Here is a 13325-nt window from a genome sequence, read left to right on the forward strand (position 1 = left end):
AAGCATGATATAATTCAATTGTTAGACATATGTAAAAGCTTATACGTGTGTAAAGGGAAAAGATATGAAATATGATCATACAAAAAAAACAAACCGGTTTGCAGCCAGAACGTTAAAAGATTTTTCAACCACGATGTTTTCTTTATTAGAAGACAAACCGTTTGAATCGATTACAGTTCTTCAGATTTGCCAAATCGCAAATTATCCTCGCGCTACTTTTTATAATTATTTTGAAGATAAACATGATCTCTTAGAGTATTGTTGGAGTTTGATCAAAGACCGGATCCGGTTGGAAGAAGCACTGGATATCTGTCATCCTCATGAAACTTTTGAACTCTTTGGAAGGTTATACGATTGTTTTAAAGAACACGAAAAGCTCTTGACGAGGATCATGGCTCATAATCCGATCGAAGGAGAACTTTTTGCCAGCTTCACGCGCTACTTGAGCGTTAATGTTTTACGGATAGTGGAATCACTGAATATTCAAAGCGAGACCATCCCTTTACCTCTGGCTGTTTCTTTTTACTCAAATACGATCATGTTGGTATTGGAATATTGTTTTTTGGAAAAAAAGAGGATCTCAAAAGAGCAGGCTATGATCTATCTTCGTTATCTTTTGATTAAGGAGAGCACAAAAAAAGGAGGACCCGTTTAATGTGGACAAATCAGAGTGTGTTTTATCAAATATATCCTTTAGGAGCATTTGGTTGCCCTTTTGAAAACGATGGACAACAAAACCACAGACTGTTGACGATGAATAATTATCTAGAAGATCTTAAGCGGTTGGAAATCGATTGCATCTTGTTTAATCCATTATTTCAAAGTCACACTCACGGCTACGATACCATGGATTATAAACAGGTGGATGTTCGTTTGGGGACTAATGAAGATCTTGCTTTGGTGATCGATAAACTTCATCAAAATGGGATCAAAGTTATTTTTGATGCGGTATTCAATCATGTCGGACGCGGATTTTTTGCGTTTCAGGATGTGATCGAACATCGTGAAAATTCGATTTATAAAGATTGGTTTTCTATTAATTTTTGGGATAACAACAACTATGATGATCATTTTAGTTACCAAAATTGGGAAGGGAACAATAATTTAGTGAAGTTAAATCTCCAAAATAGGGAGGTTGTCGATTATTTGTTGAGTGTTGTCGATTTTTGGAAAGACCAGTTTCATATCGATGGTTTGCGTTTGGATGTGGCATATTGTTTAGATCGGGAATTTTTGAAGTCTTTGCGAAGTCATTGTAAGACAAAAGATCCGGAATTCTTCTTATTGGGAGAAACTTTGCATGGTGACTATAACCAATGGGTCAATGATGAGATGTTAGATTCCTGTACCAATTATGAGTGTTATAAGGGGCTGTATTCCAGCTTTAACTCTTTAAATCTTTTTGAGATCTTGCATTCTTTCCATCGCCAGTTCGGCAAAGAGCCATGGTGTCTGTATCGAGGAAAGCAACTCTTTTCTTTTGTAGATAACCATGATGTGGAACGTATTGCTTCTCGTCTTCAGGATCCAAAACATCTCCCTTTGATTTATACGATGTTGATGACAATGCCGGGGATTCCGTGTATCTACTATGGCAGCGAATGGGGAATCGAAGGAAAAAAGAACTGGAACGATACGGAACTTCGGCCAGCAATCGATCATCTGTTGTGGAATCCTTTGACGGATCATATCCATAAATTGATCCAGATCAAACATCAGCATTCTGCCTTATGGTCTTGTGACTATCAACAGATAGCCTTAACTAACAAGCAATGCATTTATCAGATGAAAAGTAAAGAAGAGACACTATGGATCTGTATCAATCTCGATCATGAAATGTTTGCTTTTGATGTGAGTCTATGTCAAGAGGTGAAAGATTTGTTGACAGGGACATCCCTTTCAATCGATCATTCGATACAGATGGAACCAGTTTCTTCCATGATTTTACAATTGTAAAAAAAAACCGATTAAAGGTGCCTCCCGATAAGAAAACATCGTGGGGCAAGAGAGAAACGGTATAGCTTCGGCTATGCCGTTTTTCTCATTCTTGCCTTGATGAAGTGACTTTGGATACTTCCAGGGCCCCAATGCCCTTATAGTAGATGTCAATTTCCTGGGTACGGTTCTTGCCCTTCGAATCGCTGGCAGCATGGACAACAATCTTCTCGATAAACTCATGCAAGATACACGGAGTCAATTCGGGAATTTCCGTATACCGTTCGACAACGGAGAGAAACCTTTCCACATTGGCGCTTTTGCGTTCCTCCGCCTCGATTTCACCACGAAGGGTAGCCGCTACCTCTTGAAGCTGATGCTGCTCTTGCTCGTAGCCGACGGAGAGCTTTTGAAAACGCTCGTCAGAAAGTTTTCCAGAAATGGTATCTTCATAAAGACGCTTGAAGATGGTATCCAGTTCTGCGATCCGCTTTTCGGCATAGACCAATGTTTTCTGCCGTTTTGCCAAACCTCGGTTACGCTGGCGCATATCCGCATCCATGACCATCTTCACAAAATCGTCTTTGCGCTGTGATGCGAAGGAAACAATCTCGCGCAGATTTTGCAGAACTAATTCTTCCAGGATAACAGTTCGGATAGAATGTGTCTGCCCACATACATCACGGCTTTTCCGATAGCCGGAACACAGGTAATATTCCTGATCGCGCCGGAAATTGGTTGCCCTGCATTGGTACATGATGGAGCCGCAATCGGCACAGAACATCATGCCGGAGAACATTCCCATTTCTCCCATCTTTGTAGGGCGGCGCCGCGATTGCCTTGCGAGCCTTGCTGCATCGGCAATCGCCTCCGTCCAGATGGCTTCGTGGGTATTCTCAAAAATCTTCCATTCGCTTTCAGGATTGTGCAAGGTCTTTTTACTCTTGTAGGATTTTTTACGGGTTTTGAAATTAACTGTGTGCCCCAGGTATTCACGCCAGCGGTCCATGATGTCGGCAATCGTAGAAGAATCCCAAGCGTAAGGAGAACCTTTCTTTGTGACATTGGTTGTTCTGCCCTTGCTCGCATAGTAAGCAGCCGGAGTAAGAATTTTTCTTTCCGTCAGTTTTCTTGCAATCTGCGAGGGTCCCAAACCATCCATGATATAGAGACCAATTTCATAAACTACCTGGGCGGCTTCTTCATCCTTCACCCATTGCTTTTTGTCATCAGACGATTTCATGTATCCATACGGAGGCAAAACAGTCAAATGTTCTCCTGCATTGCCTTTCACTTTCATAACGGCACGGATTTTTTTGCTGGTGTCTTTGGCGTACCATTCATTGATGATATTGCGGAAGGGCGTAAACTCGTTGTCACCCTGAGTGCTGTCCACACCATCATTCACCGCAATAAAGTGAATATCATGTTCGGGAAACATGATTTCCGTATATATGCCGACTTGCAGATAATCACGTCCGAAACGTGACATATCCTTGATGATGACCCTCTTGACAAGGCCAGCCTCAATGTCTGCAATCATCTGCTGAAAGCCTGGGCGGTTGAAGGTCGTACCTGAGATGCCATCATCAACATAGAATTTGAAATTGCTGTATCCATGCTCACGGGCATATTTTTCCAGGATTTTTTTCTGGTTTACAATGCTATTGCTGTCACCCTGCAATTCATCATCACGGGATAAGCGACAATACAAAGCTGTAAGTTCTTCGGAGCTCATAGCCGTGTAAGGGAATTGAAGCGCGGCAGCGGTGTTTGACTGATAATACATAAATACCTCCTATCCGGCAGTCAAACACGATATTGAAGTCCAACTTCATTATACCGCGCTTTCTTTTCCCTGTCTGCCTGTTAGGAGGTTTTCAAGTCACAGTTTGTTTCTGAATATCGGCTTTTATCAGGTTCTCCAGTTTGGAGGCTATCGTCTGATTTCCCGTTTGAGGGAAAAAGGAATTGACGATAAAGGTCGTGTTGCCGATCTTCTTTTTGCTCCGCATAGGCGGGGCATATTTATTTTCAGATTGATTTTTCTGCATGATAAAGCCCCTTTCATGCCATTTCATTAAAGCTATAAAAGAGGCAGAAAACGGATGGCTGCTGGCCGCAGCTCCACGGGAATCTCACCCCGGCCCATGCTGATGGGTGTGCCGCGCAATGCTTTGAGGGCGTTCAACGCGGGAGTCTCATTATCCTGCCTGCGCGTCCTCGCCCACAGGCTGCCACACCTGTTTTGCGGCCTGATGTTTGTCGCTCTCCTGTTTGGTAGGGGTCCCGTCCTGCGGACTTGCAACAGGGTCATGGCGCACCGGCCGACCGGCTCAACGCAGACAGATCGTATCCGTCTGCCTTATACTGCGCCGGAGGCCTCCCGCCGGGCTTTCTTTGTCAAAGAACAATAGGCTTTGTCGGCCTGCAAAAGCACATCAACAGCGGATATGCTTTTGCGGAACGACAAATAGCCCATAACGGGAAGCGTGGAAAGGGGACACGCTCCCCGCATGGGCTAAAAGATTATCCTACATGAAAAGCAAGGGTGCGGGTAATAAGGCGCACTTGCAGCCTGTTACGCATTTCCTCGTCCACATAGGAATAGGTATTGCCCGCGTCGTCTTTCAGCGTGCGGGTACAAAGTTTCGCTATGTAACCCTCGTAGTGCTTCAAGATCGCGCACATGGCGGTTGTGTCGCCGTTTGCCGCTGCGGAAATGACAGGGAACGGCAACAGATTTTCAGACTTCCTAACGGTATTCATCATCTGCTTTTCCCTCCAAATACTGTTTGATTTTCGCAAGCGCGGATTTCCTGTGCCGGAAAACCGTCGTGCGTACAACATTCAGCAGTTCGCCAATTTCCGCGTCGCTCATATCCAAGAAGTAGGACAAAAGGATAATGTCGCGTTTCCTTTCGGGCAAAGCGTTAAGGGCTTCGGCAAGCAGTTCATTTTTGACGAGTACATCAAAGCCGGACACTTGAAAACGGAAATAATCGCTTTCGTATTCGTCCGTTGTGAAAAGCTGCGCGAGTTCGCTTTCGCTCAAATCCGAAAAAGTAACTTCGCGTGCTGCGCGTTTCGCAAGAGTGCGACGGTGGCTTTTCGCTTCGCCGACCAAAGTTTTCTTTGCTAATGCGTCGTACTGATGTTGTATTCTTTCCTTGTCGGAAGAAGATAGCTCCATAGAGTTCACCTCCTTCCCGCGTGGAGTAGAGGACGGGAGTTAAGGGCTTGTCCTCTCTGCCCCTTTCGCTCCGTACCCGTTCGGGAGATGGCTCTTGAGTGCGCTTTTCAGAAAAAAGTTGAAAAAAGCAAAATGCGCCCGTCCGCAAGACGCGGACGGGCGCAAAGGAAATGTAAGCAGTAGCTAAATGTATTGACAGTTCACATTCATAGCCGGAATATCCCGCTTGCGGAGCATAGCTTTTTTTGACCGCAAAGCATTAGGCGGGTTACAGTAAATAAAAATGGACACGGCGATACCTCCCCGATACCGCCGTATCCTTAAAAAAGGGCGACTTTAATACACTACCCGCAATCCATTCTATAATAGGGAACAGCGGCTTTTGCGCAATATTAAATAAAAAAGCCGATAACACATAGGTTTTTTGACCTAATGCGTTATCGGCTCTGCGTCTATGCGTCTGGCACTTTTAATCATTTTTTTTTGAATTTATTATATGTGTTAGCTAACTGTCCACAAGCCGCGTTAATCTCTCTGCCATGAGAAACTCTCATAGTAACTTCAAGTCCTGCTTGCTCTAATTGATGTTTGAATGCAACTATTTCCCGTTTCTGTGGTGCTTTAATTCTTGAATTGCTTGTTGGGTTGTATTGTAACACGTTAATCATAACTTTTTTGCCCCGAAACCATTTTGCAAGTTGTCTTACATCTGAGGGCCGGTCATTTATACCCGGTAAAAGCAAATACGCAAAGACAATTTTGCGATTATGCCTTTCAGAATAGGATAAGGCTTGCTTAACAACATCTTCAATAGCATATATGCGCATGTGAGGAATAATACGATTTCTTGCAGATTGTGTTGCTGCGTGTAAAGATATTGTCAACTGAATTTTAAGATGTTCCTCGCGCAATTTTTTTAATTGATCGACCGGACCAACTGTTGATATGGTAATGCCGTCGGTTGGAAAGTTGAGCCCATATCTATCTCGGAGAATATGGATTGCTTTTATCAAGTTGTCATAATTGAATAAAGGCTCTCCCATACCCATAAAAACGATACGGTTTACTTTTCGACGCAACAATATAATCTGTTGTACGATTTCTGACGATGTTAGATTACGAACAAAGCCATTTCGCCCGGACTCACAAAAAATACAACCAACAGGACAACCGACTTGTGTGCTCACGCAAACAGTTCCACCATCTCGCCGCTTGATAAAAACCGTTTCAATGTATTTGTTGTCTTTCAGTTCGTAAACATACTTTTCAGTATCACTGCTTTTGCAAATATTTTTTACCAACATTGATAGATTTTTTTTGCGTGGTAATTGCTTATATAATTCTTCATATAAGGCTTTTGCTTCATTCTCGCCAATAACTTCCGACATTTCTTTGTAAGTAAATCCGTATGGATCATTCCGTACTTCCGCAGGCGTATATTTAGGTAAACGTTTCATTTTTATATCCTTTCTTCTAAATAATAAAAGTTTGTTTTTCTGTATTTTTGATTACAATCTCTAATTTTTCTACATCAATGATATGCGTCAATTTGCATTTAGGGCAGAAAAGAGGAAAATCTTTTAATACAGTATTATGAAATACTTGAACTCTCGTCTTTCCGTTACAAATCGGACATTTTATCCAATATTTTTTAAGCATTATATTTCACTCGTCCTTTTTACACAAAAAAATGCAGGTCAATCCTCAACATGAGCATTGACCTGCATTTATAATGCACAGAGCAGTACAACAAAACTAAGGCATAGCTTGCACTATGTCTATACTATATCTATACGTCGTTAGTTTTTTGTATAGCATCCGCAAAATAAGCATGACAAAAAAGCCCATGTTGAAAATGGGAAAATCCTTTTTTTCAATGCTTATCTAATACGCATGCTATGCAACATAAACGCCGCCTCCTTTTACATAAATTTTATTTTATCAGAAAATCAGTCTACTGTCAATACACAACAGGAAGTATTTAACCTAATGATATGAATTGTGTGGACATATCCAAAAAGAAAGGTGAACTGTAAAATGTAACAGGGTGAATGAAAATGGCAAAAAGACCCGTACCATTGTACGACTTTAAGGCTTTCGGGGCAGCTATAAAAGCCGCGAGAAATGAATACGGCGAGAGCCGCAAAAAGGTAAGCGACGAGTTATATATTTCCCCGCGCTACCTTGCGAATATCGAGAACAAGGGACAACAGCCGAGTTTACAGGTATTCTATGACCTTGTAACCCGGTATCATATTTCGGTAGATCAATTTTTCTTCCCGAACAGCAATGCGGAGAAATCCACCGGGCGGCGGCAGCTTGACGCGCTGCTGGACGGTATGAGCGATAAGGGCATACGGATTGTAACCGCAACGGCAAAGGAAATAGCGGAAGTAGAAAAGGCGGAGGACTAACCTCTCTCATAAGGGAAGTGCAGGATTGCAGCGCATGGCGACTGCAATCTTTTTTTACGTTCAAAATCAAGATAGCACGCAACAAATATCGCCTTTCGGTAGGGGTATGGAGTAGATAGCAAGCACAGCAAGCGAGTACCCGCTTGCGATTTTTGGCTTTAGGGAACCCTCCCCCTAAACCCGAAAAATGCTTGTTGGGAACATCCCAAACCCTGATACGAAAAGAGGCGAGATACCACGATGGCAAACCGAAAACGAAATATCCAGGTGAAGTTCTATGTGACCGCCGAGGAAAAGGAACTGATGGAACAGAAGATGGCCCAGCTCCAGACAAAGCGGATCGGCGCCTACCTGCGGAAGATGGCGATCGACGGATATATCATCCAGGTGGACACCAGGGACATTAAGGAGATGAACAAACTTCTGTCCGCCATTGGCCGGAACATCAATCAGATTGCCAAGCGAGTCAACGCCGGAGGCCCCACCTATCAGGCCGACATGGAGGAAATCCGGGAAAGGCTGGATCAGATATGGCAGTTACAAAGACGCATCCTATTAAGTCAACGCTGAAAGCTGCGATTGACTATATCTGCAATCCTGACAAGACGGACGGGAAGATGTTGGTGTCCTCCTTCGGCTGCGCCGCCGAGACCGCCGACATTGAATTTGAATGGACACGCCGCCATGCCATTGACAAAGGTACGCACCTGGGCCGCCACCTGATCCAAGCCTTTGAACCTGGGGAGGTCACGCCAGAGGAAGCCCACCGGATCGGCATGGAACTGGCACGGGAAGTCCTGGGCGACAAATATGAATTTGTCCTCACCACTCACATTGACAAGGATCACGTCCATAATCACCTGATTTTCAATGCGGTCAGCTTCACCGACCACAAGCACTACCATTCCAACAAGCGCAGCTATCACGAGATACGCCGGGCCAGCGACCGGCTGTGCAAAGAACACGGCTTGTCCGTCATCGTCCCTGGTCGGGATAAGGGCAAGAGCTACATTGAGCATCAGGCCGCACAGAACGGCACCAGCTACAAGGCAAAGCTGAAAGCCGCCATCGACCGGCTGATTCCCGTATCCTCCAGCCTGGAAGATTTGCTTGCCCGGTTGCAGCGGGAAGGGTACGAAATCAAGCGGGGAAAATATATCTCCGCCAGGGCGCCGGACCAGGAGAGGTTCACCCGGCTCAAAACCCTGGGCGCCGATTACACGGAAGAAGCCGTTGTCTCCCGCATTGCCGGGGACGACTATCCGGCGGAGGTGGTCAAATCCCGCTTCCTGAAGCTGAACAGTTCCCACATCGAGTATGTGCTGGACCGGATGCGGGACAACACCACCTATGTCCGCAACATCAAGAAATATCTGCTGGCTGCCCTGTATAACGCCCCGGCCACCATTGACAGCTACTATGCGTCCCTGGTGAACCACGCTCCAGTCGGCAAGCTGGGTCTCCAGATCGCCCACCACGCCGGAGATGTCGATGCCCGCGTCCGAGATAATGACCCCCGCCGACTGACTGACCACATTCTGCGCCACATCGAACACCGCCATGACGATGTTCCAGGTGTTCGTGACGATCAGCACCGCGCAGAAGGTTTTGAAAATCCACTTGAAGAAAATCCAGGTGTCGAAGTCGTGGAGGTTGTTCTTCTCGATAATAAGCTGAATCAGCTCATAGCACATGACAAAGGTGAGAATAATGCCCGCGATGGGGACGATCACCGTCTCCGAGAGGTTGCGGATCATGTTGAAGATGCTGCTGTTCCAGGCGGCGGGCGTCATGCCGACCTCCCCGGCGATCTCGCCCACCTTTGTGTTCAGGGTATCAAACATCCCGGTCAGGTTTGAAATGATACCGTCAATGAGCAGTTCCTTGAACCACTCCTGGATCATATCCAATATCAAGGGAGATCACCTCCTTTGCGGGGGCTCCCGCTATCAAGCGAAAGCCCCCGCCGGTTTTGGAGAAACATTAGGTGGTGGACAGCAGACCGGACAGCAGAGGGATCAGGGTGATGCCGATGAGGGCAACGCCGCCGCCCGCCATGAGCTGCTTGATGCCCTGGCTTTTTGCTTATGTGCGATAAAGAAGTAATAGAAGTGTAAAAAATTTTGCCGTTCCTATCCGGCACTTGGCCATTGTGTCGGATAGGTCGGGCGTTAGGCTTCGGGCAAGTCAATCTTGCCGACAAAGCTGTAATAAATCTCAATATCCTGCCTGCGGGTGCCGTTCTCGTCATAACTGCACTCATGCACGACGATTTTCTCAATCATTTCCCGCAAGAGGGTGGGGGTAAGTTCCTCAAAGGCAAGGTGCTTTCGGACGATACCCATAAACTTTTCCGCGTTGACGGTGGCGGCCTGCGACTTGTCCAGTTCCTCCTGCAAAGCGGCGGCGCGGTCTTTCAGTTCCCGCTGTTCCTGCTCATAGTCTGCCGACAGTTCCATGAAACGCTCGTCGCTGATTTTGCCGTTCACATTGTCCTCATACAGCCGCTTGATAATGCGGCTCACTTCGGAAATGCGCTCCTGTGCCTGTTCAAGCTGCTTCGTGGCTGCGGCGGTCTTTCTCTTGCCGCCGATCTCGTTCTGCTGGATAAGCAGCTTCACAAAGCGGCTCTCATGCTTGGCGGCGTATTCGGTCACTTGCCGGAGATTGGAGAGGACACCGGCGGTCAACAGGTCGGTGCGGATAAAGTGCGCCGTACAGTCGCGGGTGCGCTTCTTGTAGCTGCCGCAGATGTAACAGTCCTGCTTGCGGTTCTTGTTCTGATACCGCTGCTGGTACATCACATGGCCGCAGTCGGCGCAGAACAGCATACCGGAGAACAGCCCCACTTCATCATAGCGGTTCGGGCGTTTGCGCTGCTTGCGTAATTCCTGCACGCGCTCCCATGTTTCCCGGTCTATGATAGGTTCATGGTGGTTCTCAAAAATGGCCTGCTTCTCCACGGGGTTTTCTACACTGTGCTTGACCTTGTAAGAGGGCTTCTCCGTCTTGAAGTTTACCAGACAGCCGGTGTACTCCCGGTTTTCGAGGATATGAACAACGGTGTTCGTCGCCCATTTGCACTCATAGCCGGGGTGGTAGCGGCGGGTGCTGCCCGTCCTGCGGTATTCCAGCGTTCCCGGCGTGGGGATTTGCTGCTCCGACAGCATACGGGCAATCTTGGTCGGGCCATTCCCGGCAAGGCAAAGCTGGTATATCTGCTGGACAACCGGCGCGGTTTCCTCGTCAACGAGATAGTTCTCGTCCTCGTCCATGAGATAGCCATAGACCGGCTTGCTGGTAACGGGCTTGCCGCTCATGCCTTTTGCTCGTTTTACTGCTTTGATTTTCTTGCTCGTATCTCTCACCAGCCATTCGTTGAACAGATTTCGCAGAGGGGTAAAATCGTTGTCCATGCCGCCGTTTGCGCTGTCCACATTGTCGTTGACAGCGATAAAACGCACTCCCTTTTGAGGGAACAGCATTTCCGTGTAAAACCCTACCTGCAAGTAGTTTCGCCCTAACCGGCTCATGTCCTTGACGATGACCGTACCCACTTTCCCGGCTTCAATGTCTGCAAGCATGGCTTGAAAACCGGGGCGCTGGAAGTTCGCGCCGGAAAAGCCGTCGTCGGTGTACCAGCGCAGGTTGGTAAAGCCATTCTGTTTTGCAAAGGCTTCGAGTATCCTTTTTTGGTTCGATATGGAATTACTCTCACCTTGCAATTCGTCCTCATGGGACAATCTCGGATAAAGGGCGGTAATGAGGTTTTGGGTGGCTTGTCTTAACATAAAATCCTCCGTTTCCGACAGCCAGCCCCACTATTCCGTAGCTTTATTGTACCACGGAATAGCGGGGGCTGTATAGCGGCAAAAGTGTCAAATCTGCTTCTTTATGGTTTGTCAAATTGCCGGTTTTTGTGTAGCAGCGGCTTCCGCTTCCAGTACCCGCGCCATTTTGTCGGCGGCGGTGGTGGTAGTGTCTTTCTTGAAATAGCCGGACACGACAAGGACGGAATTGCCCATGCGGATTTCCGTCACGCAGTCGGGGCGGCGGGCGGTGCGGGTGTCGTGCTGCTTGTTATCTGTCATAGGCAATACTCCTTTCAGTCGGTAATCAGTTTCTTCATGCTCTCCATTTTCCGCTGCGCGGCTTCCTGCCGGAAGTTGTCGCCGGTAAAGCGTACCGGGACGCACATGGAAAGCAGGCGGTCATAAATCCGGGAATGGGCGGTGTCCTCCGGGTTGTGCAGGTCGTCCAGCGTGAGGTTGGTCGTGACGATCAGCGGCTTGCCGCTGCGGTAACGGCTGTCAATCACATTGAAAACCTGTTCCAGCCCGTACTCGGTGCCGCGCTCCATGCCGAAGTCGTCAATGATAAGCAGCGGATAGCGGCAAAGGCGGGAAATGTACTCGTTGCGGTTCTCAAAGCTGGCGGCAAGGTCGTTGAGGATAAGGGCAAAATTCGTCATGTGGACGGGGATTTCTTTCTCCATAAGGGCGTTTGCGATACAGCCCGCAAGGTAGCTTTTCCCGGTTCCCACGCCGCCCCAGAACAGGCAGCCGATATTGTCGGTTCGCATATCCTCCCAGTGTTCCACATACCGGCGGGCAATCCCTGTCTGCGGGTTCCTGCCGTTGTCGTTCTCAAAAGTCCAGTCCCGCATGGTGGGGTCGGTAAAGCCCCGGCGTTTCAGTTCCTCTACGGTGTCAAGGTGCCTGCGCCGCTTCTCGGCGGTCTCCCGTTCCTCGCGGGCGGCTCTCTGGCAGTCGCACTCTGCCGGGTGGCGGTCGCGCCCAAAGATAGCGGCCTTGTCCGGCGCAAAATAGGCTTCTTTCGGCTTGCGGCACTTGCCGCAGTAGAGTAAACCGTCCTCGCCAGTGTAGTCCTCCGGCTCCGGGGTGGCAGCCGTCATATTCTCCAAAACAGCGTTGATTTCGTTCTTCATAAACTCTCGCCCTCCTTGCATGAGTAGTCAGGGATGCCCTTTTTCGGGGCGCCCTTTTTGTCGTTCCCCGCCCATATCCGAAGGGCGGCGGCATAGTTCTGGTAGCTTTTCCCGCTGGCGGCAAGGTAGCGGCTCATTTCCTCGATGAACCGTTCCAGCCTGTCGGGGTACTCTGCCTGCAACTCGTCGTATTCGGTCTGTGACAGAAAAATATTCTGGTATCGGCCATAGGGCGCGGGCGGCTCCCCACTCACTCCCTTTGTTTGGTTCTCTGTAAGGTTGTTTATAGTAGTTTGGTTAGGGGACGGTTTTCCGACCATCATAAGGTCGGTTTTCTGACCATCAGTTGGTCGGTTTTCCGGCTCTATGAGGGTCGGTTTTCCGGCCATCAGTTGGTCGGAAAACTGTACCTGTGGCACACGCGGCACTTTCACATACAGTCGGTTCGGTGCGGAGAAGCCGCCCCGTTCCCGTTCCAGCAGCCCCGCCGTGTCCAGTTCATTCAGCGCCCCCTTTATGGTGGTGCTGCCTTTATCCAGTATTTCGGCTATCTCCGCGATGGGATAGATAATATAAATCCTGCCCTCGCCGTCCTGCCACTTGTTCTTCTGGGAGAGGGTGGAGCGGTCTAACAGCAGCGCATAGAGCAGCTTGGCGGTCTGGGAAATCTCCATTTTCAGCAGGAAACGGGGATAGGGCAGATAGGCGGGCAGCTTCGTGTCTGCCATGATATAATCAGCGATAGGATCACCTCCCTGTGTTCGGGTTGATTTTGGCGGTTTGTACGCATTTAGGACGGCGTTTCCGGGGGAAAAGGATAAATGTATCGCGTACC

14 protein-coding genes and 3 pseudogenes are annotated in these 13325 nt (G+C 48.0%); 5 read left to right on the forward strand and 12 right to left on the reverse strand.

The window, feature by feature from the left end:
* Positions 1–64 precede the first annotated feature (64 nt).
* Together HNQ43_RS00620 and HNQ43_RS00625 are read left to right on the forward strand one after the other, a co-directional pair.
* Positions 65–655: a TetR/AcrR family transcriptional regulator gene (locus HNQ43_RS00620; protein ID WP_183373820.1), complete on the forward strand. Its 591-nt coding sequence runs from the start codon at positions 65–67 to the stop codon at positions 653–655.
* Positions 655–1956, forward strand: a complete 1302-nt coding sequence (locus HNQ43_RS00625; RefSeq protein ID WP_183373822.1) for an alpha-amylase family glycosyl hydrolase — start codon at positions 655–657, stop codon at positions 1954–1956. The genes HNQ43_RS00620 and HNQ43_RS00625 overlap by 1 nt, the downstream gene beginning before the upstream one ends.
* Positions 1957–2041: 85 nt before the next feature.
* Here HNQ43_RS00625 and HNQ43_RS00630 read toward each other — a convergent pair whose 3' ends face one another.
* From HNQ43_RS00630 to HNQ43_RS00655, 6 genes are all read right to left on the reverse strand, one after another.
* Complete coding sequence (locus tag HNQ43_RS00630) at positions 2042–3724, reverse strand: recombinase family protein (protein ID WP_021858595.1); 1683 nt, start codon at positions 3722–3724, stop codon at positions 2042–2044.
* Between the two features lie 91 nt (positions 3725–3815).
* Positions 3816–3989, reverse strand: coding sequence for a transposon-encoded TnpW family protein (locus HNQ43_RS00635; RefSeq protein WP_021858596.1), 174 nt, complete (start codon positions 3987–3989; stop codon positions 3816–3818).
* Positions 3990–4464: 475 nt separating this feature from the next.
* Positions 4465–4707 carry a helix-turn-helix domain-containing protein gene (locus HNQ43_RS00640; RefSeq protein ID WP_002604473.1) on the reverse strand — a complete coding sequence of 81 codons (243 nt, stop codon included), beginning with the start codon at positions 4705–4707 and terminating at the stop codon, positions 4465–4467.
* Positions 4691–5128, reverse strand: a complete 438-nt coding sequence (locus tag HNQ43_RS00645; protein ID WP_002604474.1) for a sigma-70 family RNA polymerase sigma factor — start codon at positions 5126–5128, stop codon at positions 4691–4693. Before HNQ43_RS00645 ends, HNQ43_RS00640 begins: the two co-directional genes overlap by 17 nt.
* 473 nt (positions 5129–5601) lie before the next feature.
* Complete coding sequence (gene rlmN / locus HNQ43_RS00650; RefSeq protein ID WP_002584956.1) at positions 5602–6585, reverse strand: 23S rRNA (adenine(2503)-C(2))-methyltransferase RlmN; 984 nt, start codon at positions 6583–6585, stop codon at positions 5602–5604.
* Positions 6586–6601: 16 nt separating this feature from the next.
* Entirely contained in the window at positions 6602–6787 is a 186-nt protein-coding gene (locus HNQ43_RS00655; RefSeq protein WP_003431289.1) for a cysteine-rich KTR domain-containing protein, read from the reverse strand.
* A gap of 398 nt (positions 6788–7185) precedes the next feature.
* Here HNQ43_RS00655 and HNQ43_RS00660 point away from each other — a divergent pair, with 398 nt between their 5' ends.
* The 3 genes and pseudogenes from HNQ43_RS00660 to HNQ43_RS09130 form a co-directional block, all read left to right on the forward strand.
* A complete protein-coding gene (locus HNQ43_RS00660) occupies positions 7186–7542 on the forward strand; it encodes a helix-turn-helix transcriptional regulator (protein ID WP_118413017.1) in 357 nt (118 codons plus the stop codon).
* Positions 7543–7782: 240 nt separating this feature from the next.
* Positions 7783–8112, forward strand: coding sequence for a plasmid mobilization protein (locus HNQ43_RS00665; RefSeq protein WP_117515670.1), 330 nt, complete (start codon positions 7783–7785; stop codon positions 8110–8112).
* 47 nt (positions 8113–8159) lie between these two features.
* A pseudogene (locus HNQ43_RS09130) lies at positions 8160–8921 on the forward strand (relaxase/mobilization nuclease domain-containing protein); the annotation flags it as partial.
* A gap of 108 nt (positions 8922–9029) precedes the next feature.
* Here the strand turns inward: HNQ43_RS09130 and HNQ43_RS09140 are convergent.
* The 6 genes and pseudogenes from HNQ43_RS09140 to HNQ43_RS00700 all read right to left on the reverse strand — a co-directional run.
* Positions 9030–9446, reverse strand: a pseudogene (locus HNQ43_RS09140) (VirB6/TrbL-like conjugal transfer protein, CD1112 family); the annotation flags it as partial.
* Positions 9447–9525: 79 nt separating this feature from the next.
* Positions 9526–9615: pseudogene (locus HNQ43_RS09075) on the reverse strand (Maff2 family mobile element protein); the annotation flags it as partial.
* Between the two features lie 98 nt (positions 9616–9713).
* On the reverse strand, positions 9714–11333 hold the full coding sequence (locus HNQ43_RS00685; protein WP_176256251.1) for a recombinase family protein: 1620 nt from the start codon (positions 11331–11333) through the stop codon (positions 9714–9716).
* A 111-nt stretch (positions 11334–11444) separates the two neighbouring features.
* Positions 11445–11633, reverse strand: a complete 189-nt coding sequence (locus HNQ43_RS00690) for a transposon-encoded TnpW family protein (RefSeq protein ID WP_002571011.1) — start codon at positions 11631–11633, stop codon at positions 11445–11447.
* Positions 11634–11647: 14 nt separating this feature from the next.
* Positions 11648–12490: an ATP-binding protein gene (locus tag HNQ43_RS00695; protein WP_119189892.1), complete on the reverse strand. Its 843-nt coding sequence runs from the start codon at positions 12488–12490 to the stop codon at positions 11648–11650.
* Positions 12487–13218, reverse strand: coding sequence for a replication initiator protein A (locus HNQ43_RS00700; RefSeq protein WP_207721383.1), 732 nt, complete (start codon positions 13216–13218; stop codon positions 12487–12489). The genes HNQ43_RS00695 and HNQ43_RS00700 overlap by 4 nt, the downstream gene beginning before the upstream one ends.
* Positions 13219–13325: the final 107 nt, after the last annotated feature.

Origin of the sequence: Faecalicoccus acidiformans, assembly GCF_014202635.1 — a bacterium.
Taxonomy (GTDB): domain Bacteria; phylum Bacillota_I; class Bacilli_A; order Erysipelotrichales; family Erysipelotrichaceae; genus Faecalicoccus; species Faecalicoccus acidiformans.

Coding starts and splice junctions, on each gene's coding strand:
- HNQ43_RS00620 (WP_183373820.1), top strand. CDS start 65: ATGAAATATGATCATACAAAAAAAACAAACCGGTTTGCAGCCAGAACG.
- HNQ43_RS00625 (WP_183373822.1), top strand. CDS start 655: ATGTGGACAAATCAGAGTGTGTTTTATCAAATATATCCTTTAGGAGCA.
- HNQ43_RS00630 (WP_021858595.1), bottom strand. CDS start 3,724: ATGTATTATCAGTCAAACACCGCTGCCGCGCTTCAATTCCCTTACACG.
- HNQ43_RS00635 (WP_021858596.1), bottom strand. CDS start 3,989: ATGCAGAAAAATCAATCTGAAAATAAATATGCCCCGCCTATGCGGAGC.
- HNQ43_RS00640 (WP_002604473.1), bottom strand. CDS start 4,707: ATGATGAATACCGTTAGGAAGTCTGAAAATCTGTTGCCGTTCCCTGTC.
- HNQ43_RS00645 (WP_002604474.1), bottom strand. CDS start 5,128: ATGGAGCTATCTTCTTCCGACAAGGAAAGAATACAACATCAGTACGAC.
- rlmN (WP_002584956.1), bottom strand. CDS start 6,585: ATGAAACGTTTACCTAAATATACGCCTGCGGAAGTACGGAATGATCCA.
- HNQ43_RS00655 (WP_003431289.1), bottom strand. CDS start 6,787: ATGCTTAAAAAATATTGGATAAAATGTCCGATTTGTAACGGAAAGACG.
- HNQ43_RS00660 (WP_118413017.1), top strand. CDS start 7,186: ATGGCAAAAAGACCCGTACCATTGTACGACTTTAAGGCTTTCGGGGCA.
- HNQ43_RS00665 (WP_117515670.1), top strand. CDS start 7,783: ATGGCAAACCGAAAACGAAATATCCAGGTGAAGTTCTATGTGACCGCC.
- HNQ43_RS00685 (WP_176256251.1), bottom strand. CDS start 11,333: ATGTTAAGACAAGCCACCCAAAACCTCATTACCGCCCTTTATCCGAGA.
- HNQ43_RS00690 (WP_002571011.1), bottom strand. CDS start 11,633: ATGACAGATAACAAGCAGCACGACACCCGCACCGCCCGCCGCCCCGAC.
- HNQ43_RS00695 (WP_119189892.1), bottom strand. CDS start 12,490: ATGAAGAACGAAATCAACGCTGTTTTGGAGAATATGACGGCTGCCACC.
- HNQ43_RS00700 (WP_207721383.1), bottom strand. CDS start 13,218: ATGGCAGACACGAAGCTGCCCGCCTATCTGCCCTATCCCCGTTTCCTG.